Source organism: Pseudonocardia terrae, from assembly GCF_021343995.1.
GTDB classification, from domain to species: Bacteria; Actinomycetota; Actinomycetes; order Mycobacteriales; family Pseudonocardiaceae; genus Pseudonocardia; species Pseudonocardia terrae.
The window spans coordinates 127,894-152,810 of sequence record NZ_JAJTTE010000004.1; the positions used below are offsets into that span (position 1 = coordinate 127,894).

Genomic DNA, 24,917 nt, shown 5'->3' on the forward strand with positions numbered 1-24,917 from the left:
CCGGTCAGCCCGCGGGCAGCGCGCCCGCGTCGCGGAGGGCCTCGAGCGCCTCGGGCACGTCCCGGAAGGCCGCGGCCACGTCGGACGGCCCGGCGACGCGGTGCGCGTTGTCGTGCAGGTACGCGCGGACCGCGGCGTCGAACCGGTCAGGGCCGGCGCGGCGGCGGGCGTCGAGCAGGGCCGCGGCACCCTGGTCGTAGACGCCGCGGACGTAGCGGTCGAAGTCGCCCGTCCCGGCCCAGTACGCCATGGGCTCGCCGGCGTGCCCGCGCAGGTCGCGCGGGATCCGGTCGAGCCGGTAGCGGTCCTCCTGCCCGGTGGCCAGCGCCTGGGCCCAGGTCGCGAAGGCCTCGTCGATCCACGGGTCGCGGGCCTGGTCGTTCCCCACCAGCGAGTAGAACCACTGGTGGGCCAGCTCGTGGGCGACCAGGCCCGGGATCTCGGCGCGGCGGTCGTCGGCGAACTGCAGCGCCGTCGGGAACTCGACGCCGTCGGTCTGGGTGGGCACGATCGTCGCGGTCAGGTCGGGGTAGGGGTAGGCGCCGAGCAGTGCGGTGTGCTTCTGCAGGGCGAGATCCAGCTCGTCGATCCACTCGTCGCCGGTGGCGCGGCTGCCCGAGCGCGGGGTCGCCACGTGCACGCGGACGCCGCGGACCTCCCGGGTGGTCACGTCGTAGGCGCCCACGGACACGGCGGCGTCGCGCACGGCGTCGGCCGTGAACCGGTGCGTCACGCGGCCCGGTGCCGGGGCGAGGGTGCCCGCCGCGGTCCCGGTCGCCACGACCTCCTGCCCCTCCGCGGCGGTGACGGTGAGCGTGAGCGCCGCGTCCTCGCTGGTCACGGTCTCGCCGTAGAGGTCGACCGCGGGATCGCGGACCCAGCCCTCCCCCCGTACCCAGGCCAGGAGCGGGAACGCGGTGCCCAACCACGCCGTGCCGGTGGCCGGCGAGTACCCGACGCGCTCGCCCGAGTCCTTCCCGAGCGTCAGCCGGAAGGTGAGGTCCGCGGTGACCGCGGTCCCCGCCGGGACGCAGGCCGGCAGCGGCAGGGTGACCAGGGTCGGGTCGGGCGCGACCTGCGGCGCGATCCCGGTGCCGCCGACGCGGGCCCCGGTGATCTCGAGGTCGCTCCCGTCGCGGGCGGCGGTGGGCTTGTTCGGCCAGTTCCGGAAGACCAGCTCGCAGATCTGCCGGTCCGGGGTGAACCGGACGGTCTCGGTGCCGGTCGCGGACGCGAGGTCGGGCGCCATGTCGAAGGCGACGTCGACGACCGGCCGGTCCGCAGGCGGGGCGGGCCAGGCCTCGTCGGTTCCGGGGCCGGGGGCGGTGGTGGTACAGCCGGCGAGCAGCGCCACGAGCAGCGTGCCCAGCCCGACGGCTCGGATGCCCGCCGTCCGGATCCTCGCGATCACGCGGCGGCACGTCCAGCGGCCCGCGCCACGACCCGGACCAGCGACTCGAGGGGGCCACGGCCGACGGCGCGCCGCCAGGCGAGCGCGCCGAGGGCCGCCACCACGACCTGCACGAGGTAGCCCGGGAGGGCGTCGAACGTGTCGAGCGGCGAGTTCAGGAACACCACGTGCAACGTGTACACGGTGAGGGTGAGCGACCCGGCCGCGGCGAGCGGCCGCAGCACGCCCTGCACCAGCGGGTTCGCCAGGCGGCCGAGCAGCAGCATCACCCCGAGCACCGCCAGGGCCGAGCCGATGGTCTGGGCGAGGTCGAGCGGCGTCCCCGAGTGCGGGGCGTCCGTGCCGAGCCACCACCACGTCGTCGTCGGGGTGGCGCCCTCCGGGTACACGGCGACGAAGTCCCGGACCGTGGGCGCGGAGGCGAGCAGGTCGGGCGGGGTGACGGCGGCGACCGCAGCGTCGCCACCGAGGGGACCCATCACCCAACGGGAGACGAGGGTGGCCACCACCGCGAGCGCGGCCCCGCCCGCGGCCAGCCGCGCCGCCACGCGGGTCTCGGTGAGCCGCAGCCGGCCGACGGCGATCCCGACCGCGAGGTACGTCAGCCAGGGCAGTGCCGGGTAGTACCCGGTCAGGGCCAGTTCGGAGAGCAGCCCGAGCGGGTCCGTGACCAGCTGCGCCACCGTCGGGTTCTCCAGCGACGGCGTCGGCAGGCCCGGCCGGACCCACTGGCTCAGCACGGGCATCCCGGCCGCGAGCACCGTCGCGACCCCGGCCAGCGCGCGGGTCGGGAGGAACACCAGCGGGATCGCGAGCAGGAACATCAGGGCGTAGTACGGGAGGATGTTCGCCGCGACCTCCGCGGATCCCCAGCCCAGGGCCAGCCCGAGCGCCCCGACCACGGCGGCGCGGGCGGTCAGCGACGCGGCCGCGGACCGGCCCTCGCCGCCCCACCGGACCCGCCGCCGTCCGGTGGTGAACGCGATGCCGACCCCGGCGAGCACGGCGAAGATCGCCGCCGAGCGGCCCGCCGTGACCATGTACATCGTGGTCGGCGCACCGTCCGGGGTGGTGTCGTAGAGCGAGTGGACGGCCATCATGCCGAGCACGGCGACGCCGCGGGCGGCGTCCATGCCGAGCAGCCGTGACGGGCCCGCCCCGGCAGGGGGCCGCGCGACCGTCGTCGCGCCCGGGCTGGTGGCCGGCGTGGTGGTCAGTGTGGTGACCGGGGCGGTGGCGGTCATGCGAGCACCTCGTCGATCAGGTCGTGCCCGAGGTCGCTGGGCAGCGGGTCGGGGATGCGCAGGCCGGCGTCGGTGAACCAGTCCGGCGCCGCCTCCGGGTGCGGACCGGTGACGGCGACCCGGCCCGCCCCGAACGGGCAGGCCAGAGCGGCGACGCCGCCCTCCGGGTAGCGGGCGAGGACCTCGACGGCGGCTCCGGCGCCCGGGTCGAGCAGGAACACCGGGCCGTCCTGGAAGAAGACGGGACGGGAACGGCCACGCCAGGTGACGGGCAGGACGAGATCACCCGTGTCGGCCGTCGCCGCCCCGGGTGAGCCGGCGTAGCGGTCGGTGTCGCCGGGCAGGAGCGCGAACCCGGGGGTCGCGCCCGCCAGGTAGCCCCCGAGGCAGAAGCCCAGGTAGCGGCCGCCGCCGGCGACGTAGTCGCGGATCGTGGAGCGGCGCCGGTGCAGGTGCCGCCAGGCGGCGGCGAGGGTGCCGCCGCCGGGCTGGGCGTAGACGTCGGCGGTGGCGAGCACCTCGGGGGTGAGCTGCCGCCGGCCCACGAACCGGACCTGGAGGCCGTGCCGTTCCAGCAGCGCGCCGACGGCCTCGGCGCACCCGGCCGGGTGGGACGCGCGGCCGCGGTAGACGACGGCCCGCATCAGGCGGCCAGGTCCCGGTGCGACCCGCGGCGGTGCCGGGCCCGGCGGTGCCGGACCGGCGCCGGACCCACGCGCGGAAGGGGCTCCGTCGCAGGCTCCGTCACGAGCTCGCCGAAAGGCGCGGTCACGGGCTCGGGCGCGCGCTGCACGGGCGGCTCCTCGGCCACGCCCTCGGCGGGGATGCCCCGCCACCGGGTGTGCGCCGGCAACGACTCGCCCTTCATGACCAGCGACAACGGCTCGAGCGCGGTCCCCTCCCCGACCGAGGCGTCGTAGAGCACGATCGCCCGGTCGCCGACGGTGGCGCCCGCGCCGATCCGCACGGTGGACATCTTCATCACGCGGTCCTCGAAGAGATGTGTCTGCAGCGAGGCGTCCCGGCCGATCGCGGCGTCGTCACCGATGTCGACCAGGTCGAACTCGGTGAGATAGGTCGAGGCGAGGTAGGTGCGGCGACCGATCCGCGCACCGAGCAGGCGCAGCGCCGGCGGGAGCAGCGGCGTCCCGCGGAAGAGCTGCAGCATCGCCGGCACCGCGGCGGCCTCGTACAGCCCCGTGACGAACTCCGAGCGGCGGACGAACCGGCTCCACAACGGTTCCACGCGCGGCCGGTAGGTGCCGACGGCGAGCCACTTCACCGCCGTGACCGCACCGGTGACCAGCACCCCGAACAGCACGGCCAGCAGCGGCGCGACCAGCACCGCGGCCCACAGCGGGGCGCCCGCGGCGGCCAGGGTGGACAGCGCCAGCAGGTACAGGTAGATGGCCACCGCGATCAGCGACGACGGCAGGCAGATCCGCAGGAACTCGATCGCCAGCCGCTCGGCGACCAGCCGGCGTGACGGCCGGAAGGTCAGCCGCTCGGCGAAGTCGCCGCTGTCCTGCCGCACGGGCAGGTGCATCGCGGGCGAGCCGAGCCAGGCGCTCTCCGCAGGCACGCCGCCGGGCGGCGGGACGGTCTGGACCCCCACCAAGGACCCCGCGCCGAGCCGCGACCCCGGCGGCAGCAACGCGGCGTTCCCGACGAAGGCGCGCTCGCCGACCTCGGTGGTCCGGAAGGAGACCCAGCCGCGGTGGAAGGTCGCGCCGCCCGCGCTGGCCATGTCGGCGACGAAGCTCTCGCGGCCCAGGGTGAGCAGGTCGGGATCGACGTGCGCGACGGTCGACACCTCGGCGCCGGGGCCGATGCGCGCGCCGAGCGCACGCAGCCACGGCACGGTGTAGAGCGTGGCGTAGAGCGAGTTGGTGATCTCCAGGCTCATCTCGAGCAGCTTGTCGGCGACCCACTTGCGCACACCGAGCGTGGAGCGCGCGGGGTGGATCCCGATCGGGGTGGCCGGGAGCACCGCCTGGCGGGTGGCGGCGATCGTGAGGCACACCGTGGTCACGAACACCGGCCCCACGCACAGCGCCGCGAGCAGCCCGACGGTCTGTCCGAACTGCAGCAGCGCGCCCCAGACCAGCAGCAGGGTCGGCACGAGCATGAGGATCGGCAGCAGGTCGAGCAGCGCGAGACCCGCGAGCGTGCCGAACCGGCCGGCCGCGCCCCAGGGCTGGGCCGGGGGCAGCGCGGCGAGCTCGGCCACCGCGTCGTCGCCCCGCCGGGTGGCGTCGGGGGCGGCCGGCGAGCCCGACCACCGCTGCCCGGCCGGCACCTCGCCGGCGAGCAGGGCCTGCTCCCCCAGCACCGCACCGGTGCCGACGACTGCGCCCGGCTGCAGAAGCGCCCCGGCCCCGACGAATGCGCCGGCCCCGACGCGGATCGGCCCGACCACCACCCGGCCGTCCTCGACGGTCCACGGGCGCAGCGCGGCGCCGTACCCGATGCTCGCGTCGTCGCCGACCTCGATCAGCTGCGGCAGCGAGAGCGAGGAGGTCCCGAGATGCGTCTCCGCGCCGATCCGGGCGCCGAGCCGGCGCAGGAAACCGGGCATCAGCGCCGATCCGCTCAGCACCGGCAGCGCCGTGAAGGACAGCAGCAGGTCGGTGGCCCACAAGCGCAGGTGCACCCGGCCCCACAGCCGGTACCGGCCCGGCCGCACCCCGCGGCCGAGCAGCCGGATCCCGAGCGGGGCGAGCACCCAGCGGGTGGCGAGGTAGACCGCCGTCGCGATGAGCGCGATGGTGGTCAGCACCCCGAGCGAGACCTCGCCGTCCTCGGCCACGTAGACCGCGGCGACCGGGGCCGCGAGCACCGCCAGGAGCAGGTACAGCACGCCCGCCTGCACGGTGCCGGCCAGGCCGTAGCGCGCCGGCGAGGTCTTCTCCGGCTCGGCACGCACGGTGGAGGCCGCGGTGGCGGCGGCATCGGGGAGGGTGGCGGCGAGCCCGCGCACCGTCGGGTTCTCGTACAGGTCCCGCACCGCGACGGTCGCCATCCCGCGTTCGCGCATCAGCGACACGGCGGTGGCCGCGAGCAGCGAGTGGCCGCCGAGCTCGGCGAAGAAGTCGGCGGTGACGGACAGCTGGGCCGGGTCGATCCCGCAGGCCTCGGCCCAGGCGTCGCGGACCCGTTCCTCGGCCGCCGTCGCGGGCGCCACGACCGCGCCCGACACCGCGACGAGCCGGGGCGAGGTGGGCGCGGGCAGCCGCTTGCGGTCGACCTTGCCGCTCGGCATGGTCGGCAGCTCGGGCAGCACCTCCAGGTGCCCGGGGACCATGTAGTCCGGCACCCGCTCCCGCAGTCGCGCGTGCAGCCGCTCGCGCAGGCCGTCGTCGGGACCGGGGCCGTCCGTGGTCACGTAGGCCACGAGCTCGTCGTCGACCATCGCGGCCACGGCGCTGCCCACCGCGGGGTCGCCGAGCAGCACGCTGTCGATCTCGCCCAGGTCGACCCGGTGCCCGCGGATCTTCACCTCGTCGTCGGCCCGGCCGAGGTAGACGATCTCGCCGGCGTCGTCCCGGCGGCCGAGGTCGCCGGTGCGGTAGATCCGCTCGCGGCGGAAGGTCACGAACCGGTCCGCGGTCTTCTCGGGCATCCCGACATAGCCGCGCGCCACCCCGGGCCCGCCGATACAGATCTCGCCCGCGGCGTCGCGGGCGACCTCGCGCAGGTCCTCGTCGAGGATGTGGATCGTGTAGGTCGGCAGGGGACGGCCGATCGTCACCGGACGCCCGGGGAGCAGTTCTCCCCAGGTCGCGGTCACGGTGGCCTCGGTGGGGCCGTAGGTGTTCAGCATCCGGCGTCCCGGGCGCGCCCATCGCTCCACCAGGTGGGCGGGACAGGCCTCGCCCCCGACCATCAGACCGCGCACGGCCGGGAGGTCCCGCGGGATCGTGGCCAGCAGGGTCGGCACCGCGTAGAGGACGGTCACGCCGGTGCGGTCGAGGAAGTCGGCCAGGTCGGCGCCGAGGCGCCGCTCGTCGTCCGGGCCGACGACGAGGGTCGCGCCCACGGCGAAGGTCGGCCAGATCTCCTCGACGGAGAAGTCGAAGGAGATCGTCATGCCCTGGTAGACGCGGTCGCCGGGGCGGACGTCGTACACGCCGGGGACCACGCGCAGGAAGTTGACGATGCTCGAGTGCGCGACCTCCACGCCCTTCGGCCGCCCGCTGGAACCGGACGTGTAGATCACGTAGCAGGTCGGGTCGCCGGCGTCCCCGGCCTTGTGGACGGGCGGCGGCCCGTCGGCGGGCGACAGCGGCACGGCGTCCAGGCAGAGCTCCGGGACCGGCAGGCCGGGGGCGAGGTCGGACGTCGTGACGAGCAGGTCCAGCCCCGCGTCCTCGGCGATGTAGGCGACCCGGTCCGGGGGCGACGCCGGGTCGATCGGCACGAACGCGGCACCGGCCTTGAGCACCGCCAGGAGGGCGGCGTAGGTCCGCCACGAGCGCGCGAGCAGCACACCGACCCGGCCGCCCGGGAGCACCCCGCGCTCGCGGAGCAGGTGCGCGAGGCCGTCGGCGCGGGCGTCGAGCTCGGCGTAGGTCAGCAGCTCACCGTGGTCGTCGACGGCCACGGCGCCGGGCGAGCGGCGGGCGGTGGTCTCGACGACGTGGTGCAGGCGGGACCACGGGGGGTCGGGGAGATCGTTGCGGGCATCGGGCACACGACGGGCCGGGGAGGGGGCCAACGACACGGGGAGCGTTCCTCTTCCTGAACTTCGGGCCTTGCGGGGAGACGAATGTCGGGCCTACCCCCACCGATCGCTCCGGTAACACGTTCGTGGTGTCCGACCGGCTTTTGCGTCACGCTGCGCGACCGCTCTGCGCCGATCAGGTCCACCGCACTTCCCCCGGTCGAGCCAGCACGCTCCTCGGGCGTCGACGTGTGCACTTGTGGTTTAAGTACGCTTACAGTTATATATCTGCGTGGACCCGTTCACGGTGCTGGCCGACCCCCTGCGTCGCCAGGTGGTCGAGCTGCTCGCCGAGGGACCCGTCACGGCGGGGGACATCGCGGCCCGGTTCCCGGTCACCCGGCCGGCGGTGAGCCGGCACCTGCGGGTCCTGCGGGAAGCGGGGCTCGTCGAGTCCGCGGTGCGGGGCCAGCACCGCGTCTACACGCTGCGCCGCGCCGAGCTCGCCGAGCTGGACCGGTGGCTGGACCGCTTCCGCCCGCTCACCTCCCCCGCCGACGCGCCACCGGCCGCTGGTTCGGCACCTACAGCGGGACCGGGCGCCCCGGCGGCACGGTCGAGCTGACGATCACCGGGGAGGTCGATGCGGGCGGCGTCGTGGCGGACCCGGTCACCGTCACGATCAACGAGTGCGCGGCGCCGCACCGGCTCGTCGTCGAGATCCCGGAGGGGTCGGAGGGGCGGACGTGGCTCCTCGACGTCACGCTCCGCCCGGCCGGCGCGGGGACGGACCTGATCTTCCGCCAGCGGCTGGTCCCGGGGCTCGATCCCGCCGACGTCGAGGCGGGATGGAAGTGGTACCTCGACCGGCTCGGCGCCTCCCTGCACGGCACCGAGATGCCGGACTGGAGCGCCTACGCCCCGGGCTGATGCTCGTCGGCGGGGCGCGCCGGGCAGGCGAGGACCTCGTCGGCCAGGCGCGGTACCAGCGCCTCACGGTCGAACCGGTACCCGAAGTCGGCGTACGCGACCAGCTCGCGGTGCAGGAGTTCGCCGACGCAACCGGGGTAGAGCCGCCGCGCGTGATGGGCCGCGGTGCGGTAACGGCACCGCTCGTGCGGCGGGATGCCCGGGGCGGTTCCTTCGGCGGACCCGGCCGTCCCGGTGACCAGGCGGATCGTCATGGAGCAACCTTGCTCGCCCGGACCGGCCCTGTACAGCGGGGAGAACTACGTACACACACCTCGCGCGTGGCCGTATCAGGAGCCCGCCCGCCGCACACGCGCTCACCATCACCCCCACCACGCTCGCGAAGTGGGCGCTCCGGGTCCTGCGACCGCTCGTGGATGATCGCGTCCGATTCGTCGGTGCCGCTCGCTACGCTCCCGGTCGTGGTCGGGAGGGGCGGTGGCTGACGCGGAGGACGTGCGGCGGCTCGCGCTGGCCCTGGAGGGCGTCGAGGAGATCGACAGCGACGGGTTCGACTTCCGTGCGGGCGGGCGCGGTTTCGTCTGGTCCTATCCGGAGCGGGTGCCGGGGCAGCGCCGGGTGCTCCGCACGGACATCGCCGTGCTGTACGTCGGCGACGAGGCGGAGAAGCAGGCGCTGCTGCTCGGGGAGCCGGACCTGTTCTTCACCACGCCGAGCTACGACGGGCTGCCCCTGGTGATGGTGCGGCTGGAGGAGGTCGATCCCGAGCGGCTCGCCGAACTGGTCGTCGACGCCTGGCGGATGCGCACCGAGCCGTGAGCGTCAGGGCCGGGCGAACTCCCAGATCACCACGCCGGGCAGGCCCACGTAGGCGGCCCGGGTGGCCTCCGGCACGAGCTCGACGGTCGGGGTCACGACGGACTCCGGCGTGAGGACCGGCTCCTCGGCACCGCGCACGACCAGTCCCGCCGCCAGGGCGGCTGCGGCGTAGTCGGTCACCCGGTGCCGGTTCAGCCGCATGTACGCACGCCCCGCGCCGCTCGCGAACTGCGCCTGCCAGCCCAGCTGCACCAGGAACGGATGGACATCGCTGACCAGGATGCGGCCGCCCGGCCGGACCACGCGGGCCAGCTCGGCGAGGGCCGGGGCGACCTCGGGCACGTGGACCAGGGCCAACGCGCACACGGCGGCGTCGACCGACGAGTCGGGCAGGGGCAGGTCGGTCAGCCCGCCCTCGAGGAAGCGCCCGCCGGGCACCTTCGCCCGGGCACGCTCCAGCATGTCCGGGGACCGGTCGACGCCGACCACGGTGTGCCCCCGCTCCGCCAGGCGGACGGCATAGCGGCCGGTGCCGCAGGCGGCGTCGAGCACCTCGCCGGCGGGCCAGGCGGCGAGCCGGCGCTCCATCGGCGGCTCCTCGATCGAGAACAGCCGCAGCGGGCCGTCGTAGGTCCCGGCCCACCGCGCGTACCCCTCGCGCAGGTCGACCTCGACGCCCAGCGATCCCTGCAGCTCCGGGTCCCGCCCGAGCCGGTCGAGCACGTCCCGGGCCTCCGCCATCCGCGCCGCCCGGGCGGCACCGTGGTCGTCGGCCCGGAGCAGCCGCAGCAGCGCCAGGCCCTCCACACCCACCGTCAACTCGCCCAGCGTCGGGTCGGCCACCCGACCACGCTACCGAGCGGGCGCAAGCGGCCGGGCCGGACGAGCGCTCGGACCGCGGTCACGGAAGGCCGCGGGGTCACCAGGTGTCGATGTTCGGCCGCACCTTCTCCGGCTGCGGGCCCACCTTCCGCTCGGGGAACGACGAGACGATCCAGCGGCGGGTCTCGGCCGGGTCGATGACGTCGTCGATCTCGAAGACGGTGGCCACCGACAGCGCCTTGCCCTTCTCGTACTCGGCGGCGACGTACTTGCGGAACAGCTCCTCGCGCTCGGCCGGGTCGCTGACCGCCTCCAGCTCCTTGCGGTAGCCGAGCCGGACCGCGCCCTCCAGGCCCATCCCGCCGAACTCGCCCGTCGGCCACGCCACGGAGAAGGCCGGGGCCTTGAGCGAGCCGCCCATCATCGCCTGCGCGCCGAGGCCGTAGCACTTGCGCGTGACGACCAGCCCCACCGGCACGGAGAGATTGGCGCCCACCGAGAACATCCGGCTGAAGTGCCGCACCGTCGCGTGCGTCTCGGACTCGGTGCCGACCATGAACCCGGGGGTGTCGCACAGCGAGACCACGGGCAGCCCGAAGGCGTCGCAGAGCTGCAGGAACCGGGCGGCCTTGTCCGCGCCGTCGTGGTCGATCGCGCCGCCGAGGTGGGTGGGGTCGTTGGCGATCAGGCCCATCGGCCGGCCCTCGATGCGGATCAGGGCGGTGATCATGCCGGGCGCGAAGCCGCGGCGCAGCTCCAGCACCGAGCCGACGTCGGCCAGGCCCTCGATCGCCGCCCGCATGTCGTAGACGCGCACCCGGTTCTCGGGGACGACGTGCCGCAGGGCGCGCTGGTCCGGCGCCTCCCAGTCGCGCACCGGGCCCTGGAAGTAGGACAGGTACTGTCGCGCGACGCGGGTGGCCTCGGCCTCGTCGGGCACCAGGACGTCGACCACGCCATTGGGGACCTGCACGGACATCGGGCCGACCTCGTCGGGCGCGACCACGCCGAGCCCGCCGCCCTCGATCATCGCGGGGCCGCCCATGCCGAGGCTCGCGCCCTCGACGGCGATGATCACGTCGCACAGCCCGGCGAGCGCGGCGTTGCCCGCGAAGCACCGGCCGGCGACGACGCCGACCAGCGGCACCCGCGCGGAGAGCCGGGCGAAGATCTCGAAGGCCGGGACGTCGAGCATCGAGGCCCAGCTGCCGTCGGTGTCGCCGGGCCGGCCGCCGCCGCCCTCCGCGTAGACCACGACCGGCCAGCCCCGCCGCTCCGCGAGCTCGAAGACGCGGTCCTTCTTCTTGTGGTTGGTGAAGCCCTGGGTGCCGGCGAGCACCGTGTAGTCGTAGGAGAGCACCACCGCGTTGGCGTTCTCCGCGCCGACGAGGTCGCGGTTGATCGTGGCGGTGCCGGCGAGCATGCCGTCCGCGGGCGTGCGCTCGATCAGGTCGTCGAGCGAGCGGCGCAGCCGCTGGGCCGCGATGGCGAGCGGGCCGTACTCGACGAAGCTGCCCTCGTCGCAGAGGTCGGCCAGGTTCTCCCGGGCGGTCCGCAGGCCGGTGCGGTGTCGCTTCTCCACGGCGGCGCCGCGGTGCTCGTCGAGCCCCAGCGCGTGCCGCTCGCGCATCTCGGCGAGGTCCGGGCGGACGTGGTCGAGGTCGACGGCGGCCGCAGCCGCCGCCTCCTCGGCCGCCGCCGCGTCGGTGGTGAAGGCGAGCAGGGCGTCGCCGGGGGCCACCGTGTCCCCCGGCTCCACCACGACGGCGCCGACCCGGCCCGTCGCGGGGGCGGCCACGACGTGCTCCATCTTCATCGACTCGACGACGACCAGGGCCTGCCCGGCGCGCACGACCTCGTCCTCCGCGACCTCGACGGCCACGACGGTGCCGGGGGCCTCGGCCCGCACCGCGTCGCCGTCGACCTCCCGCCGCTCCTCGGGGGCGGCGTCCGCCGCCGTGGTCTCGACGTACCGGTGCGGCCGGCCGGCGGCGAGGATCTCGGCGAGGTGCGTGTCGAGGAAGTCCGTGGTCAGCTCACCCGCCGCGAAGGCCGGGTGCCCGACGATCCCGGCGAGGACGTCGACGTTCGTCTCGACGCCCGCCAGGTGCACCTCGGACAACGCCCGGTGCGTGCGGGCGGCGGCGGTGGCGAAGTCGCGCGAGTGCACCACGAGCTTGGCGATCAGCGGGTCGTAGCGGGGGCTGGTGCGGTAGCCGGTGTACCCGGCGGCGTCGACTCGGATCCCGCGCCCGGCGGGCAGCTCGAACGCGGTGAGCACGCCGGCCGACGGCGTGGTCGTGCCGTCGGGGTTGGTGCGTTCCAGGGTGATCCGGGTCTGCAGCGCCGCGCCCTGCGGCTCCGGCGCCTCCGCCTGGGTCAGCCCCAGCTCCGCGAGCGTGGCGCCGGCCGCAAGGCGGATCTGGGTCTGCACGAGGTCGACGCCGGTGACCTCCTCGGTGATCGTGTGCTCGACCTGCAGGCGCGGGTTGACCTCGATGAACGCGATCCGCTCCCCGCTGACCAGGAACTCCACCGTGCCCAGGCCGGCGTACCGCACGGACTCGCCCAGCCGGACCGCCGCCTCGAGCAGCCGCGCCCGCACCCCGGGGTCGAGGCCCGGGCTCGGCGCCACCTCGACGATCTTCTGGTGCCGGCGCTGCACCGAGCAGTCGCGCTCGCCGAGCTGGGTGACCGCGCCGGTGCCGTCGCCGAGGATCTGCACCTCGACGTGCCGGGCAGGGGCGAGCAGCTCCTCGGCGTAGACGCGATCGTCGCCGAAGGCGGCGCCGGCCTCGGACGCGCACCGGGCCAGGGCCTCGTCGAGCTGCGCGGGATCGGTGACCCGGCGCATCCCGCGGCCGCCGCCACCGGCGACGGCCTTGACCATCACGGCGCCGGTCCGCTCGAGGAGCGTGCGGGCCCCGTCGCGGTCGGCGGCGGCGAGCACCGGGATCCCGGCGGCCTCGGCGATCTCACGCGCCCGCGTCTTGTCCCCGAGCGCGGCGAGGATCTCCGGCGACGGGCCGACGAACCGGATGCCCCGCTGCGCACACGCCTCGGCGAAGCGCGGGTTCTCGCTGAGGAACCCGTAGCCGGGATGGATCGCGTCGGCACCGGCCTCCTCGGCGGCGCGCAGCACGTCGTCGACGTCGAGGTAGCCGGCCACGCCCGCCCCCCGCAGCGCGACGGCGGCGTCGGCCTTCGCGACGTGCGGGGCGTCGGGCTCGTCGGTCGTGTGCACCGCGACGGACGGCAGGCCGAGGTCGGCGGCGGCCCGGGCGATCCGGACGGCGATCTCGCCCCGGTTGGCGATCAGGAGGCGACCGAACACGCTAGAACCTCACCATTCCCTCGTAGAGCGCGGCCAGGGCCGCGACGGCATCGTCGGCGGAGAGCTCCCCGGCCGCGACCAGCTCGGCGTACCGCTCGATGACGCCCTGGACGGCCTGGGCGGTCAGCGCGGCCGAGGCCCGCGGGCGGGCCCGGCCCTCCCGCTCGAGCCGGGTCACGAACCGTTCGTGCCGGCGGGTCGGCACGGCGCGGATCTCCTCGAGCAGCGTGCGGATCGCCGGGTCCTCGATCGCCTGGTGGGCCATCACCCGCAGCAGCCCGATCCGGGCGGTCCACGCCCTGAGGTACCCGTCCAGGGCCGCCCGCCACACCGCGAACGCATCCCCGGTGTCCGGCACGTCCTGCGCGGCGCACAGCTGGTCGCGGACGTCGGCGGCGAGCGCGGCGAAGACGTCGGCCTTGGTGGCGAAGTAGACGTAGAAGGTCGCGCGCCCGACGCCCGCGCCCTCGGTCACGTCGGCGACCGTCACCGCGCCGAAGCCCTTGGCGGCGAACGCCTCCTCCGCGGCGCGCAGCAGCCGGTGCCGGGTCGGGCTGTCCACCCGGTCCCGGGCCCCGCGCACCTCCCAGCCGGTCCCCGCCGTCATACCGGCATCGTCCATTGACATTGGCGTCAATGTCAATGACGCTGACGCTCGTGAGCCACACCACGCCGATGCCCGACGTCGCGCAGCGGACGCTCCCCGCGGCCTTCGCGCGGGTCCTCGCCGACACCCCGGACGCGCCCCTGCTGCTCGCCGACGACGGCGCGTACACCTACGCCGAGGCCCACGACCGGGCGCTGCGGCTCGCCGGCGGGCTGCGGGCCCTCGGCGTCGCCGCGGGCGACCGAGTGGTGCTGATGCTGGACAACGGCGCCGACGCCGCGCTCGCCTGGTTCGCCACCGGTCTCACGCGGGTCGCGGAGGTCCCGGTCAACACGGCGTACAAGGGGGAGTTCCTCTCACACGTCGTCAACGACTGCGGCGCCGAGGTCGCGGTGATCGAGCAGGCCTACGCGGCCCGGTTCGCCGCCGTCGCCGGCGACCTGCGGCACCTGCGGACCGTCGTGGTGCGCGGCGGCAAGGGGGCCGAGCTGCGCGGGCGCTTCCGGGTCGTCCCGTTCGCCGAGCTGGCCGCGTGCGAGCCCGTCGTACCCGAGCCGACCGCGCCCGGCGACCTGCTGGCGATCTCCTACACCTCGGGCACCACCGGCCGGTCCAAGGGCGTCCGGGTGCCGCACGCCCAGGCGTTCACCTACGCGCACTGGGACGAGCACCTGCTCGGCCCGGGGACGACCACCCTGGTCACGCTGCCGATGTTCCACCTGTCCGGGCAGTGGTTCGGGCTCTACCAGGGCCTGATCACGGGCGCGCGGTGCGTGGTCCGGCCGCGGTTCTCGGCGAGCGCGTTCTGGGACGAGGTCCGCACCCACGACGTCACCTACACGCTGCTGCTCGGCGCGATGGCCCAGATGCTGCTCTCCCGCCCCGCGCGGCCCGACGACGCCGACACCCCGCTGGAGATCGCCTGCGTGGTCCCCCTGCCCCCGGACCTCGACCTGTTCCGCCGCCGCTTCGGGGTCGAGCTCGCGACCGTCTTCGGGATGACCGAGGTGGGGTGCCCGATCGTCGCGCCGCCGGGGACGGTCGTCGCGGGCGGTGCGGGCCGGGAGCGGCCGGGCTACCGGTGCAAGGTCGTCGACGAGAACGACGTCGAGGTGCCGCCGGGCGTCGTCGGGGAACTGGTGGTGCGGCCCGAGGTCCCGTCGACGGTCATGGAGGGCTACCACAACCTGCCCGAGCAGACCCTGCACACGTTCCGGAACCTGTGGCTGCACACCGGCGACGCCTTCTCCCGCGACGAGAACGGGGAGTTCTCCTTCCGCGACCGGATCAAGGACGCGCTGCGCCGGCGCGGCGAGAACATCTCGTCGTTCGAGGTGGAGTCGGTGGTCAACGGGCACCCGGCGGTCGCGGAGAGCGCGGTCGTGGCGGTGCCGAGCGCGCTGACCGAGGACGACCTGAAGGTCGTGGTGGTGTTGCAGCCGGGCGCCACCCTGGACCCGGGCGAGCTGATCGAGTACCTGAAGCCGCGCATGCCCTACTTCACCGTGCCGCGGTACGTCGAGGTGCTCGGGGAGCTACCGAAGACACCCACGCAGAAGGTGCAGAAGGCCGTGCTGCGCGCGGACGGGCTGAGCGCGGGCACGTGGGACCGCGAGGCCCACGGCGTGACGGTCGGGAGGGACTGAGCGTGCCGCTCTGGTTCGAGGACTTCGCGGCGATGGGGCCCGACGACGAGCTGGTCTCCCCGGCCCGGACGGTCACCGAGGCCGACATCGTGTCCTTCGCCGCGTGGACCGGCGACTACAACCCCGTCCACACGGACGCGGTCGCGGCCGCCGCAGGCCGGTTCGGCGAGCGGATCGCGCACGGTGTGCTGGGGGTGGCGTTCTGCCTCGGGCTGATCTCGCGGACCGGTGCCTTCGAGGGCTCCGCGGTCGCGCTGCTCGGCATCGACGGCTGGACCTTCCGCGCGCCGGTCCGGATCGGCGACACGGTGCACACCCGGGTGCGGGTCGTCGGGACCCGACTGACCAGCAGGGGCGACGCCGGCGTCGTCCAGCGGCTGTTCACGCTGGTCAACCAGGAGGGCGTGGTGACCCAGGAGGGCCGGATGGACGTGATGGTGAAGACGCGCCCGTGATCCCGTACGTCACCGGGGTGGCGGTCACCCCCTTCGGTCGGCAGCCGGGCCGCACCGCGCTCGACTGGCAGGCCGCAGCGGCCGGCGCCGCCCTCACGGACGCCGGGCTGCGCGCCACCGACCTCGACGCCGTGCTCTGCGGGTACGCGACGACGGCGGGTCACCTCATGCCCGCCGACCTGCTCGCCGAGCGGCTCGGCGCCCGGCCGGCGATCGCACACGGGACCAGCGCGGGCGGCGCCACCGGGCTGGCGATGCTCGCCGCCGCGGCCCGGCTCGTCCGGGCCGGGGAGGCCCGCGCGGTCCTGGTGGCCGCGGGCGAGGACCGGGCCAGCGGGCAGAGCGGCGACACCTCCGCGCGCACGCTCGCGCAGGTCGGGCACGCGGAGTACGAGATCCCGCTCGGCGGGACCGTCCCCGCCTACTACGCCCTCCTCGCCTCGGCGTACCTCGCCGCGCGCGGGCTCGGCCCGGCCGATCTCGCCCCGCTGGCCGTGCAGATGCGGGCGCACGCCGCCGACACCCCGGGCGCCCACCGGACGGCACCGATCGACGTCGACGCCGTGCTCGCGTCGCCGCCGATCGCCGAGCCGCTGCGCCTGCTCGACTGCTGCCCGGTCTCGGACGGCGGAGCGGCCGTGGTGGTCACGGCGGATCCCGGCGGTCGCGGGGTCGCCGTCACCGGCGTCGGGGAGGGGCATCGCCATCAGCACCTGAGCGAGGCCGACCTCGCCGACCTCGGCGCGGCCCGGGCCGCGCGGACGGCGTTCGCGCAGGCCGGGCGCACGCTCGCCGACGTGGACGTCGCCGGGGTCTACGACAGCTTCACCGTCACCCTGGCGATGCTGCTGGAGGAGATCGGGTTCGCCGAAGCGGGACGGGCCGGGGCAGACGCCGCCGCCGGCCGGTTCGCCCGCGACGGCGCGCTGCCGCTCAACACCCACGGCGGCCTGCTGTCCTACGGGCACTGCGGCGTCGCGGGCGGGCTGGCCCACCTGGTCGAGGTCGTGACCCAGCTCCGCGGCGGGGCCGGGCCCCGGCAGGTGCCCGGCCCACCCCGGGTCGGGTTCGTGCACGGCGACGGCGGTGTGATGTCCGCGCACGTCAGTGCGGTCCTGGAGGCGGCATGACCGACTGGACCGCCGGGGAGCCGCAGGTGTGCTTCGACGAGTGCCGCAGCTGCGCCCGCCGCTGGCCCCTCCCCCGTGCGGCCTGCCCGCACTGCGGCACACCGGATCCGCAGCGGCGCGGCGCGGCCGGTACCGGCACGGTGGCGGCGCTGACCGTGGTGCACCGCGCACCGGAGGGCGCCCCCCACCCGCCGACGCCGTTCGCGCTGGTCCTGGTGGACCTCGACGAGGGCGTGCGGGTCATGGGCCGCGCGGCCGGGGTCTCCGCCGTCGGCGAGCGGGTCGCGGTCGGGTTCCCCGACGGCGTCCCGTCGTTCGCCCCGGCCCGGTGAGCACCGGGGCTACAGCGGGAGCGCGCCGATCCGCGCCTCGGCACCGGCGAAGCGGCGGCGCGACTCCCGTTGCGCGACACGGTCGCTCGCGCGTTCGAGCCACCGGCGGCCGGGCCGGACGCGGGCGACCAGGGCGGACTCGACCAGGTTGGCGGCCACGATCGGCGGCACGGCCCAGGCGGCGGTGACGGGCAGGCCCAGGTCGCGCAGGCCCTCCCGGCCCAGGAACCAGCGCAGCATGCTCAGGGTGCGCGCCCGCTCGTAGCGACCGCGCAGCGCGGCGAACCGGCCCTCGTGCCCGGTGAGCTGCCCGTCCACGAGGGCCGCGGCCAGCGCCGCACCGGCAGGCGTGGGCCCGCCCTGGGCCAGCAGCACGTGGCGGTTGAAGACGTTCTGCTCGCGTTCGGTGTCGCACAGCCAGTCCTCGTCCACGCCGAGCAGCCAGCCCGCGTACTTCCACAGGTGCATGACCGCCCGCGACTCGGCGCGGGTCACGACCCGGCCGAGGGCGCGCACGCCGAGCAGCACGGTGCTGCTGAACAGGCCGAGGGTCGCCGCCCGGTCGCTCTGGTTGATCGGCAGGCCGTAGCGCGCGACGTCCCACCGGCCGTTGCGCTCGAACCGGTCGTTCACCAGGGCGTGCATCGCCCGGACGTGCACGGTCAGGCGCCAGCCCGCGCCGTCGCGGCGCATCCCGCCCGGGGCGCTCACGGCGTCGACCCAGGTCTGGGTCTCGCCCAGCCGGCGCTGCGCGGTCGACCCCGTGAGGCCCCCGGTCAGGACCAGCAGGTCGGCCGGCCCGACGAACCGGTAGCCGCCGATCAGCGAGAGCTGCAACAGCACGTCGTCGCGGCTGCGGCCGAGCCGGCGGAACGCCCGCGCCCCGCGCTCGACCAGCGCGGGATCCACCCAGCCCGGCACCCGGTCCACGACCGCGAAGAACTCCCGCAGCGCCGGAGGTGCCGCCTCGACCGCGTCGATCCCTTCCCGCAGCGCCCGCTCGAACTGCGCCCTCGTGACGCGCTCGGGGTCGCCGCGGTGCCGGCGCATCGCCGCCGCGAGCCGGGCACCGAGCTCGTCGCGGGCGAACATCCGCCGCCCCAGCAGGTCGAGCAGCTCGCCGTCGACCTGCCTGCTCCCGGTCACGAGCCGCAACGGCCGGGCGATCGGCGCGTTGCGCTCCGGCGCGCTCGCGAACCGGGACGGATGGCGGTGTGGGCTCCCGATCTCGACCCCGCCGTCGCCTTCGCCCTCTCCCAGCATGCGTGGATGCTGGCACGGATGTCGGCGCGCGTTGCGTGTGCGACCGGCGCCGCTCGGTTGCGTCCCCGATCGACTGACGTCGGCGCGACGGACCCGATCACCCTCACCGACGAGGAGGCATCCGGTCGGTCAGAAGTCGGCGAGCTCGACGCCAGGAACCACTCCGGCCGGATCCCGTAGGCGAAGCGCCTTGCCCGGTCCGGTCGCCGACCGGGAGGCTGGCCGGGTGGCCGCCGGTGTGCTCTTCGCGCTGACCCTGCCCGGGCTCGTCTGCCTGCTGGTCCTGCTGGTGGCGCTGGAGCGGTTCGGACTCTGGGCCCGCGGCCGCAGCCTGCTGTTCTGGCGCCGGACCCGGGAGCGGTCCGGTCCGCAGCCGCTCCCGTTGTCCGCCACCGGTTTCGAGGAGGTGGACGCCTTCTTCACCGGGACGAAGCGCGCCGAGCTGGAGGAACGCCACTCCCGCAGCCTGCTGCGCGACGACGAGGCGGACGGCGCGCCGCCGCGCACCGCCGTGGACCTCGACGCCGGGGTCGTGATCGTCACTCGCCCGTCGGGTCGCTGACGGGGAGCCCGTTCGGATCCTCTTGTCCCCCGACCGATCGACGAGCCGGACGAAGCAGTATCCGAGGCACGACTCGCTCGTTGCACCGCCCAGCGGGCCGCCGGCCTGCTGGATGCGTTCCTCACGGCATCGCCCTTCCGGGGCCGGCACCCGCGTCATCCCGTCGAGGGATGGTGGCGGTGACCCGTGATCACGGGCGGAGGCGCGCGCACCTCCTGCCCGTGATCGCCGCCCCGCCTACTTCTCCGCCTGCCCCACCGCCCGGGGCGCCGCCGTGGTGCCCCGCACCACGAGCTGCGGCGGGAGGGCGATCCGCTTCGGCTCCCGCTCGGGCAGGTCGAGCCGCTCCACCACGGCCTTGATCGCGAAGTCGGCCATGCCCGGGATGTCCTGGCGGACCGAGGTGAGGTCGATGCCGGGGAGCTTGGCGAAGCGCGAGTCGTCGTACCCGACCACCGAGAGGTCCTGCGGCACCCGCACGCCCGCGCGGATCATCACGTCGAGCAGCCCTATGGCGGCCTGGTCGTGGGGGCCGCGGAACCATCGCCTCCGCGGTCCCGGCCCGGGAAAGCCCCTCTTCCTCCCGACTTCCCGAGGACCCTCATGAGCGACGCACGCACCGTGACCGACACGCCCCCTGCAGCACCGACCCGGGCCAACCTGCGGCTGGGCACCGCGCCCGACTCCTGGGGTGTCTGGTTCCCCGACGACCCGCGCCAGGTGCCCTGGCAGCAGTTCCTCGACGAGGCCACCGCGGCCGGCTACACCGCCGTCGAGCTCGGCCCCTACGGATACCTGCCGACCCACCCCGAGCAGCTGCGCGACGAGCTCGGCCGCCGCGGTCTCACCCTCACCGGCGCCACCGCCGGCACCGCCCTGCACCGCGGCGGCGACACGCTCGACACCACGCTCGCCGAGTGCCGCGAGATCGCCCGCCTGCTCACCGCGCTCGACGCCCCGTACCTGATCACGCTGCCGGCGATGTACACGGACCTGCACACCGGCGAGCTGCTCGAACCCGCCGAGCTCACCGGCGAACAGTGGCACACCCTCGGCCGGGCGCAGTCCGTACTCGGCCGGGTGCTGCTCGACGAGTCCGGCGTCCGGCAGATGTTCCACCCGCACGCCGACGCGCACGTGGCCGACGAATTGAGCATCGACCGGTTCCTGGAGGTCAGCGACCCGGACAGCGTCTGGCTGTGCCTCGACACCGGGCACGTCGCCTACGCCGGCGGGGACAACCGGGCCATCGTGGCGCGGCACCCCTCGCGGATCGGGTACGTCCACCTCAAGTCCGTGGATCCCGTGGTGCTCGCGCGCGTGCGCGCCGAGAAGCTGTCCTTCGCCGACGCGGTGCAGGCCGGCGCGATGGTCGAGCCCGACGCCGGCGAGCCGCACATGCCCGCCCTGCTCGCCGACCTCGACGCCCTCGGCGTCCCGCTCACCGCGATCGTCGAGCACGACATGTACCCGGCCCCGCCCGGCGCTCCGCTGCCGATCGCCACCCGGACCTGCCGCTACTACACCGGGCAGGGCCTGACAGACGGCCGCTGAGCGGCCCCGAGCCCGGCCGCGCCGGCGGCGAGCACGGCGTTGGGCTCCGCGCTCCAGATGCGGACGTGGGCGCGGTAGTGGTCGTCCCATGCCCCGACCGCGCCCGCCGCCGAAGCTGCGCTCCGGCGTGCCGGGGGTTGCGCATCTCGGCGCGGGTGGCCATCCGGGCGAGGGCCTGCGGGTCGCTCGAGGTCGCCCGCTCGGCCGGGACACCTCGGTGCCCAGGTCGGGCAGGACCTTCTGCCGCTGCTCGGGTGTCAGCTTCGCGAAGGCCTCGGCGTGCGCCTGCTCCACGGTCTCCGGCGGCGCGTTGCGCAGCATGTACCGGTGGCGCTCGACCGCCGCCTCGTCCGGGTCCTGGGCCCCGCGGACCGTCCTCGCGGCGCGGTTCCCGGCCGAGGAGATCGGGCAGGAGATCGGGCGCGGCGCACGTGCGAGGATCGACGACATGGCCACGACCTACGCCGTCATCTACACGTACACCGACGACACCGAGCTGCGGGACGCCACCCGCCCCGCCCACCGCGACTATCTGCGGGAGTGCGCCGACAGCGGAGCCCTGCTGGTCGCCGGCGCCTGGGCGCCCGCGGAGGCCCCGGGCGGCCTGCTGATCTTCCGCGCCGAGGACAAGGCCGCCGTGCAGGCGATCGTGGACAAGGACCCGTTCTCGACGGAGGGCGTGGTCGCCGCCGCCGACATCCGCGAGTGGGCCCCGCCGCTCGGCCCGGTGGCCGGCGCCCTCACCGGCCAGGCCTGACGCTCCGCTGCGCGTGCCGGGTCGATGTCAGCCCGGCACGCGACGGCCGGCCACGGGCCGGCAACCCGGAGCGGCGGGCCTGCGGCGCAGCGGCCGCGGCCGGCGGAGGCCCGCGGCGACCTCCCGCAGCGGACGCGGCGCGACGCCACGGGCCGCGTCGACCCGACGGGCCTTGCGCCGGGTCAGGAGGATGTCCACGACCGCGACGGCCCAGATCGGGTACTGCAGCAGCCAGGCGACCCGGAACGCCGGCCGTGCCGCGGCCTCACCCCGGGGTCAGCGTCCTCCCCGATCGGGGCGCGGCGCACTCTTGGTCCCCGGCCTGACACCCTCGGGGTCCGCGCCACCCCCGTTGGGCCGCGGCACATCCGTTGTGCAGCACATCCGTTGGGGCGCAGCACACCCGTCGGGCGCGGCGCCTCCGTCGGGGCGCGGCACACCCGTCGGTGCGCGGCCTCACACCCGCGGCATCGGCGCCACATCCAGTCGACGGCCTGTGCCGCGCTGCATCGGGTGTGCCGGGCCGGAGCGGCCGTGGCGCGCCGGACCAGAACGCGGTCGCGATCACGGGTAGCGGGCTGTGCCACAGCGGCGATAAAGAGGGGCGCTGGCGCCGGCCGTGAAGCACCCTTCTGCCCTTGATCACGTCCTCGCCGGCGGCCGCCGCCCGGTTGCGGCGAGGAGCAGGTCCGCGACCATGCCGCGCAGCGACCGTGCACCGCTTCCTGATGCGGGGCCTCAGCGACCGGCACGCCGCCGTCCGAGATCCGTGATCACGTCGCGGTGCGGACCTCGTCGGGCACGGGAACTCGTGGCCGGCCGGGCGGGAGGCTCAGAAGTTCCCCCGCCGGGCCTGCTCGCGCTCGATCGCCTCGAACAGCGCCTTGAAGTTGCCCTTCCCGAAGCCCAGCGAGCCGTGGCGCTCGATGAGCTCGAAGAACACGGTGGGCCGGTCCCCGACGGGCCGGGTGAAGATCTGCAGCAGGTAGCCGTCCTCGTCGCGGTCGACGAGGATCCCGCGGGACTGCAGCTCCTCGATCGGCACGCGGACCTCGCCGATGCGCGCCCGCAGCACCGGGTCCTCGTAGTACGAGTCCGGGGTCGGCAGGAACTCGATGCCCCTTGTGCGCAGCACGTCCACGGTCCGCACGATGTCGTTCGTGGCCAGCGCGAGGTGCTGGGCGCCCGGCCCGCCGTAGAAGTCGAGGTACTCGTCGATCTGCGAGCGCTTCCGCCCCACCGCAGGCTCGTTGAGCGGGAACTTCACCCGATGGTTGCCGCTGGCCACGACCTTGCTCATCAGCGCCGAGTACTCGGTGGCGATGTCCTCGCCCACGAACTCGGCCATGTTCGTGAAGCCCATGATCCGGTTGTAGAAGTCGACCCACTCGTCCATGTGCCCGAGCTCGACGTTGCCGACCACGTGGTCCAACGCCTGGAACAGCCGCCGCGGGCCGTCCTCCGGCCTGACGTGGCCGGACCTGCGGGCGACGTAGCCGGGCAGGTACGGGCCGGTGTAGCGGGAGCGGTCGACGAGCGTGTGCCGGGTCTCGCCGTAGGTGGCGAGCGCGGCCGTGCGGACCGTGCCGTGCTCGTCGGCGAGGTCGTGCGGCTCGACGAGGATCGTGGCGCCCTGGGCCCGGGCGTGGGCGATGCACCGGTCGACGTCGGGTACCTCGAGCGCGATGTCGACGATGCCGTCGCCGTGCCGGCGGTGGTGGTCGAGCAGCGGGCTCGCCGGGTCCACGCCGCCCTGGAGCACGAACCGGACCGCGCCCGAGCGCAGGACGTAGGCCTGGTGGTCGCGGTTGCCGGTCTCGGGCCCGGAGTAGGCGACGAGCTCCATCCCGAACACGACCTGGTAGAAGAGCGCGGCCTGGGTCGCGTTGCCGACCGCCCACACCACGGCGTCCCAGCCCGTGACCGGGAAGGGATCGGTATCGCCGTCGTACTCCACGAGGCCGACCAGCTGGCGTAGCTGGTCGAGGTCCAGGTCGGCGAGACGTTCCTGGCCGGTGAGGGACTGATCGACGGTCACGACGGGCCTCCTCGCTGCTGCTCTGCACACGAAGGACACCTCGTCGACGGATCCGCCGCAACGGCGCCGCCCCGGCCTGGTCCTCCTGCCCATTTCGACCGGCTCTGCGCGCCCTCGGCTGTACACTCCGCCCACATGGAACTCGACGCGCTCGACGTCGACCTGCTCGCCGCCCTCCGCGACCACACCCGCGTCGGCGTCCTGGAGCTCTCCCGGACGCTGCAGGTCGCCCGCGGCACCGTCCAGGCCCGCCTGGACCGGCTCGAGCGCGCCGGCGTGATCACCGGGTACGGGCCGGAGATCGACCTCGCCGCCGCCGGCCAGGGCGTGCAGGCCTTCGTCAGCCTGGAGATCGCACAGGGCGCGCTCGACGACGTCGCCGCCGAGCTGGCCGCCCAGCCCGCGGTCCTCGAGGCCTACGCCACCACCGGCTCGTCCGACGTGCTCTGCCGCCTCGCCGCCTCCTCGCACGAGGACCTCCAGCAGGCGCTGCTCGCCCTCAACCGGTCCCCCTCGGTGGGGCGGTCGACCAGCGTGGTCGTGCTCTCGGTCGTCGTCCCGCCCCGCACCGGCCCCCTCCTGGCGAGCGCCCCGCGCCCGGTCCCACCCCGCGCCCCCGCCTACCGCCGCGAGGACTGAACGCGACCGGCACGGAGACCGAGCAGGCCACCCGTTCGCGATCATCAGGGATTGGGGCTCGACCTAGATCACAGGTCCTGGACCGAGAGGGTCGATTTTCGACCGACCAGCTCCACGATTCGTGATCACGGCGAGCCGACAGGGCGCGCCAACGACGTGATCACCGCCCCAGGACACGCAAGGTCGATTCCCGCCCGGCCCGCTCCACGACCAGTGATCTTGCCGTGCCGAGAGAGTGCCCGAGGAAGTGATCACTGCTCGTGGACGAGGAACGCCCTTTCCCGACCGGCCCGCTCCACGATCAGCGATCACGCAGAGCCTGCAGGGCCCGCCGACGGCGTGATCCCCGCCTGTGGACGCGGAACGCCGATCCGCGACCACCCCGCTCCACGACCAGTGATCTTGCCCAGGTGGCGGGGTGTGCCCAGTAAGTGATCACCGCTCGTGGACCGGGAAGGTCGATTCCCGGTGGGCCCACTCCACGATCAATGATCATGCCGACTGACATATTTGCCAAGGAAGTGATCACCGCTCGTGGATGGGGAAGGCCGATCTCCGACCGTCCCGCTCCATGATCAGCGATCATGCGAGCCGAGTGAGCCCCGCCGACGACGTGATCACCACTCGTGGACGCGAAAGGCCGATTCTCGACCGCCCCGCTCCACGATCAGCAATCATGCGAGCCGACTCAGCTCCGCCGAACAAGTGATC

23 protein-coding genes are annotated in these 24,917 nt (G+C 74.9%); 11 read left to right on the forward strand and 12 right to left on the reverse strand.

The annotated features are described in order from the left end of the window. Nucleotides 1-4: 4 nt before the first annotated feature. From LWC33_RS04090 to LWC33_RS04105, 4 genes are read right to left on the reverse strand one after another with little or no spacing between them, the layout of a single operon-like run. Entirely contained in the window at nt 5-1,411 is a 1,407-nt protein-coding gene (locus tag LWC33_RS04090) for a M1 family aminopeptidase (protein ID WP_233302842.1), read from the reverse strand. After that, nucleotides 1,408-2,655 carry a heparan-alpha-glucosaminide N-acetyltransferase domain-containing protein gene (locus LWC33_RS04095; protein WP_233302843.1) on the reverse strand — a complete coding sequence of 416 codons (1,248 nt, stop codon included), beginning with the start codon at nt 2,653-2,655 and terminating at the stop codon, nt 1,408-1,410. The genes LWC33_RS04090 and LWC33_RS04095 overlap by 4 nt, the downstream gene beginning before the upstream one ends. Continuing rightward, nucleotides 2,652-3,299, reverse strand: coding sequence for a BPL-N domain-containing protein (locus LWC33_RS04100; RefSeq protein ID WP_233302844.1), 648 nt, complete (start codon nt 3,297-3,299; stop codon nt 2,652-2,654). The genes LWC33_RS04095 and LWC33_RS04100 overlap by 4 nt, the downstream gene beginning before the upstream one ends. Then, on the reverse strand, nt 3,299-7,378 hold the full coding sequence (locus LWC33_RS04105; protein WP_233302845.1) for a Pls/PosA family non-ribosomal peptide synthetase: 4,080 nt from the start codon (nt 7,376-7,378) through the stop codon (nt 3,299-3,301). Before LWC33_RS04105 ends, LWC33_RS04100 begins: the two co-directional genes overlap by 1 nt. Nucleotides 7,379-7,610: 232 nt before the next feature. On the opposite strand from LWC33_RS04105, the gene LWC33_RS04110 reads away from it, so the two are divergent. After that, nucleotides 7,611-7,943: an ArsR/SmtB family transcription factor gene (locus LWC33_RS04110; protein WP_308190902.1), complete on the forward strand. Its 333-nt coding sequence runs from the start codon at nt 7,611-7,613 to the stop codon at nt 7,941-7,943. Next, nucleotides 7,838-8,248 carry an SRPBCC domain-containing protein gene (locus LWC33_RS04115; RefSeq protein ID WP_233302846.1) on the forward strand — a complete coding sequence of 137 codons (411 nt, stop codon included), beginning with the start codon at nt 7,838-7,840 and terminating at the stop codon, nt 8,246-8,248. The genes LWC33_RS04110 and LWC33_RS04115 overlap by 106 nt, the downstream gene beginning before the upstream one ends. Here LWC33_RS04115 and LWC33_RS04120 read toward each other — a convergent pair. Then, nucleotides 8,233-8,502 (reverse strand): hypothetical protein, encoded by a 270-nt coding sequence (locus LWC33_RS04120; protein WP_233302847.1) that lies wholly within the window; start codon nt 8,500-8,502, stop codon nt 8,233-8,235. The two genes, LWC33_RS04115 and LWC33_RS04120, sit on opposite strands and share 16 nt — an antisense overlap. A 223-nt stretch (nt 8,503-8,725) precedes the next feature. Here LWC33_RS04120 and LWC33_RS04125 point away from each other — a divergent pair, with 223 nt between their 5' ends. Beyond that, nucleotides 8,726-9,067, forward strand: coding sequence for an MmcQ/YjbR family DNA-binding protein (locus LWC33_RS04125; protein WP_233302848.1), 342 nt, complete (start codon nt 8,726-8,728; stop codon nt 9,065-9,067). 3 nt (nt 9,068-9,070) lie between these two features. On the opposite strand, the gene LWC33_RS04130 is transcribed toward LWC33_RS04125, so the two are convergent. From LWC33_RS04130 to LWC33_RS04140, 3 genes are all read right to left on the reverse strand, one after another. Further along, nucleotides 9,071-9,910 (reverse strand): class I SAM-dependent methyltransferase, encoded by an 840-nt coding sequence (locus LWC33_RS04130; protein ID WP_233302849.1) that lies wholly within the window; start codon nt 9,908-9,910, stop codon nt 9,071-9,073. A gap of 76 nt (nt 9,911-9,986) precedes the next feature. Next, entirely contained in the window at nt 9,987-13,223 is a 3,237-nt protein-coding gene (locus tag LWC33_RS04135; RefSeq protein ID WP_233302850.1) for an acetyl-CoA carboxylase family protein, read from the reverse strand. Between the two features lies 1 nt (nt 13,224). Then, the gene (locus tag LWC33_RS04140) at nt 13,225-13,830 is read right to left on the reverse strand and encodes a TetR/AcrR family transcriptional regulator (RefSeq protein ID WP_233302851.1); all 606 of its coding nucleotides are present in this window, start codon (nt 13,828-13,830) and stop codon (nt 13,225-13,227) included. A gap of 50 nt (nt 13,831-13,880) precedes the next feature. Between LWC33_RS04140 and LWC33_RS04145 the strand changes: the two genes are divergently transcribed. The 4 genes from LWC33_RS04145 to LWC33_RS04160 are packed head-to-tail and all read left to right on the forward strand — an operon-like array spanning nt 13,881 to nt 17,393. Next, nucleotides 13,881-15,476, forward strand: a complete 1,596-nt coding sequence (locus LWC33_RS04145) for an AMP-binding protein (protein WP_233302852.1) — start codon at nt 13,881-13,883, stop codon at nt 15,474-15,476. Between the two features lie 2 nt (nt 15,477-15,478). Further along, a complete protein-coding gene (locus tag LWC33_RS04150) occupies nt 15,479-15,931 on the forward strand; it encodes a MaoC/PaaZ C-terminal domain-containing protein (RefSeq protein WP_233302853.1) in 453 nt (150 codons plus the stop codon). Then, nucleotides 15,928-17,061, forward strand: a complete 1,134-nt coding sequence (locus LWC33_RS04155; protein WP_233302854.1) for a thiolase family protein — start codon at nt 15,928-15,930, stop codon at nt 17,059-17,061. Before LWC33_RS04150 ends, LWC33_RS04155 begins: the two co-directional genes overlap by 4 nt. Further along, on the forward strand, nt 17,058-17,393 hold the full coding sequence (locus tag LWC33_RS04160; RefSeq protein ID WP_233302855.1) for a Zn-ribbon domain-containing OB-fold protein: 336 nt from the start codon (nt 17,058-17,060) through the stop codon (nt 17,391-17,393). Before LWC33_RS04155 ends, LWC33_RS04160 begins: the two co-directional genes overlap by 4 nt. A gap of 9 nt (nt 17,394-17,402) precedes the next feature. Here the strand turns inward: LWC33_RS04160 and LWC33_RS04165 are convergent, their stop codons facing one another. Then, nucleotides 17,403-18,656 (reverse strand): oxygenase MpaB family protein, encoded by a 1,254-nt coding sequence (locus tag LWC33_RS04165; protein WP_233302856.1) that lies wholly within the window; start codon nt 18,654-18,656, stop codon nt 17,403-17,405. Between the two features lie 226 nt (nt 18,657-18,882). Here LWC33_RS04165 and LWC33_RS35775 point away from each other — a divergent pair, with 226 nt between their 5' ends. Then, on the forward strand, nt 18,883-19,218 hold the full coding sequence (locus tag LWC33_RS35775) for a DUF6191 domain-containing protein (protein WP_233302857.1): 336 nt from the start codon (nt 18,883-18,885) through the stop codon (nt 19,216-19,218). A 237-nt stretch (nt 19,219-19,455) separates the two neighbouring features. Here LWC33_RS35775 and LWC33_RS34790 read toward each other — a convergent pair whose 3' ends face one another. After that, on the reverse strand, nt 19,456-19,938 hold the full coding sequence (locus LWC33_RS34790) for a substrate-binding domain-containing protein (protein WP_255690878.1): 483 nt from the start codon (nt 19,936-19,938) through the stop codon (nt 19,456-19,458). Between LWC33_RS34790 and LWC33_RS04180 the strand changes: the two genes are divergently transcribed. Further along, nucleotides 19,822-20,772, forward strand: a complete 951-nt coding sequence (locus LWC33_RS04180; protein WP_233302859.1) for a TIM barrel protein — start codon at nt 19,822-19,824, stop codon at nt 20,770-20,772. The two genes, LWC33_RS34790 and LWC33_RS04180, sit on opposite strands and share 117 nt — an antisense overlap. Before the next feature lie 88 nt (nt 20,773-20,860). Then, on the forward strand, nt 20,861-21,529 hold the full coding sequence (locus LWC33_RS04185) for a YciI family protein (protein ID WP_233302860.1): 669 nt from the start codon (nt 20,861-20,863) through the stop codon (nt 21,527-21,529). A 27-nt stretch (nt 21,530-21,556) separates the two neighbouring features. Here LWC33_RS04185 and LWC33_RS04190 read toward each other — a convergent pair whose 3' ends face one another. Then, entirely contained in the window at nt 21,557-21,727 is a 171-nt protein-coding gene (locus LWC33_RS04190; RefSeq protein WP_233302861.1) for a hypothetical protein, read from the reverse strand. Between the two features lie 634 nt (nt 21,728-22,361). Next, on the reverse strand, nt 22,362-23,522 hold the full coding sequence (gene hppD / locus LWC33_RS04195) for a 4-hydroxyphenylpyruvate dioxygenase (RefSeq protein ID WP_233302932.1): 1,161 nt from the start codon (nt 23,520-23,522) through the stop codon (nt 22,362-22,364). Between the two features lie 180 nt (nt 23,523-23,702). Between hppD and LWC33_RS04200 the strand changes: the two genes are divergently transcribed. Then, nucleotides 23,703-24,206: an Lrp/AsnC family transcriptional regulator gene (locus tag LWC33_RS04200; RefSeq protein WP_233302862.1), complete on the forward strand. Its 504-nt coding sequence runs from the start codon at nt 23,703-23,705 to the stop codon at nt 24,204-24,206. The last annotated feature ends 711 nt before the right edge of the window (nt 24,207-24,917 follow it).

Excerpts from the sequence above, each read along its gene's own strand:
- LWC33_RS04095 (WP_233302843.1), bottom strand. The coding sequence starts at position 2,655 with ATGACCGCCACCGCCCCGGTCACCACACTGACCACCACGCCGGCCACC.
- LWC33_RS04100 (WP_233302844.1), bottom strand. The coding sequence starts at position 3,299 with ATGCGGGCCGTCGTCTACCGCGGCCGCGCGTCCCACCCGGCCGGGTGC.
- LWC33_RS04120 (WP_233302847.1), bottom strand. The coding sequence starts at position 8,502 with ATGACGATCCGCCTGGTCACCGGGACGGCCGGGTCCGCCGAAGGAACC.
- LWC33_RS04140 (WP_233302851.1), bottom strand. The coding sequence starts at position 13,830 with ATGACGGCGGGGACCGGCTGGGAGGTGCGCGGGGCCCGGGACCGGGTG.
- LWC33_RS04160 (WP_233302855.1), top strand. The coding sequence starts at position 17,058 with ATGACCGACTGGACCGCCGGGGAGCCGCAGGTGTGCTTCGACGAGTGC.
- LWC33_RS04165 (WP_233302856.1), bottom strand. The coding sequence starts at position 18,656 with ATGCTGGGAGAGGGCGAAGGCGACGGCGGGGTCGAGATCGGGAGCCCA.
- LWC33_RS04180 (WP_233302859.1), top strand. The coding sequence starts at position 19,822 with ATGAGCGACGCACGCACCGTGACCGACACGCCCCCTGCAGCACCGACC.
- LWC33_RS04185 (WP_233302860.1), top strand. The coding sequence starts at position 20,861 with ATGCCCCGACCGCGCCCGCCGCCGAAGCTGCGCTCCGGCGTGCCGGGG.
- LWC33_RS04200 (WP_233302862.1), top strand. The coding sequence starts at position 23,703 with ATGGAACTCGACGCGCTCGACGTCGACCTGCTCGCCGCCCTCCGCGAC.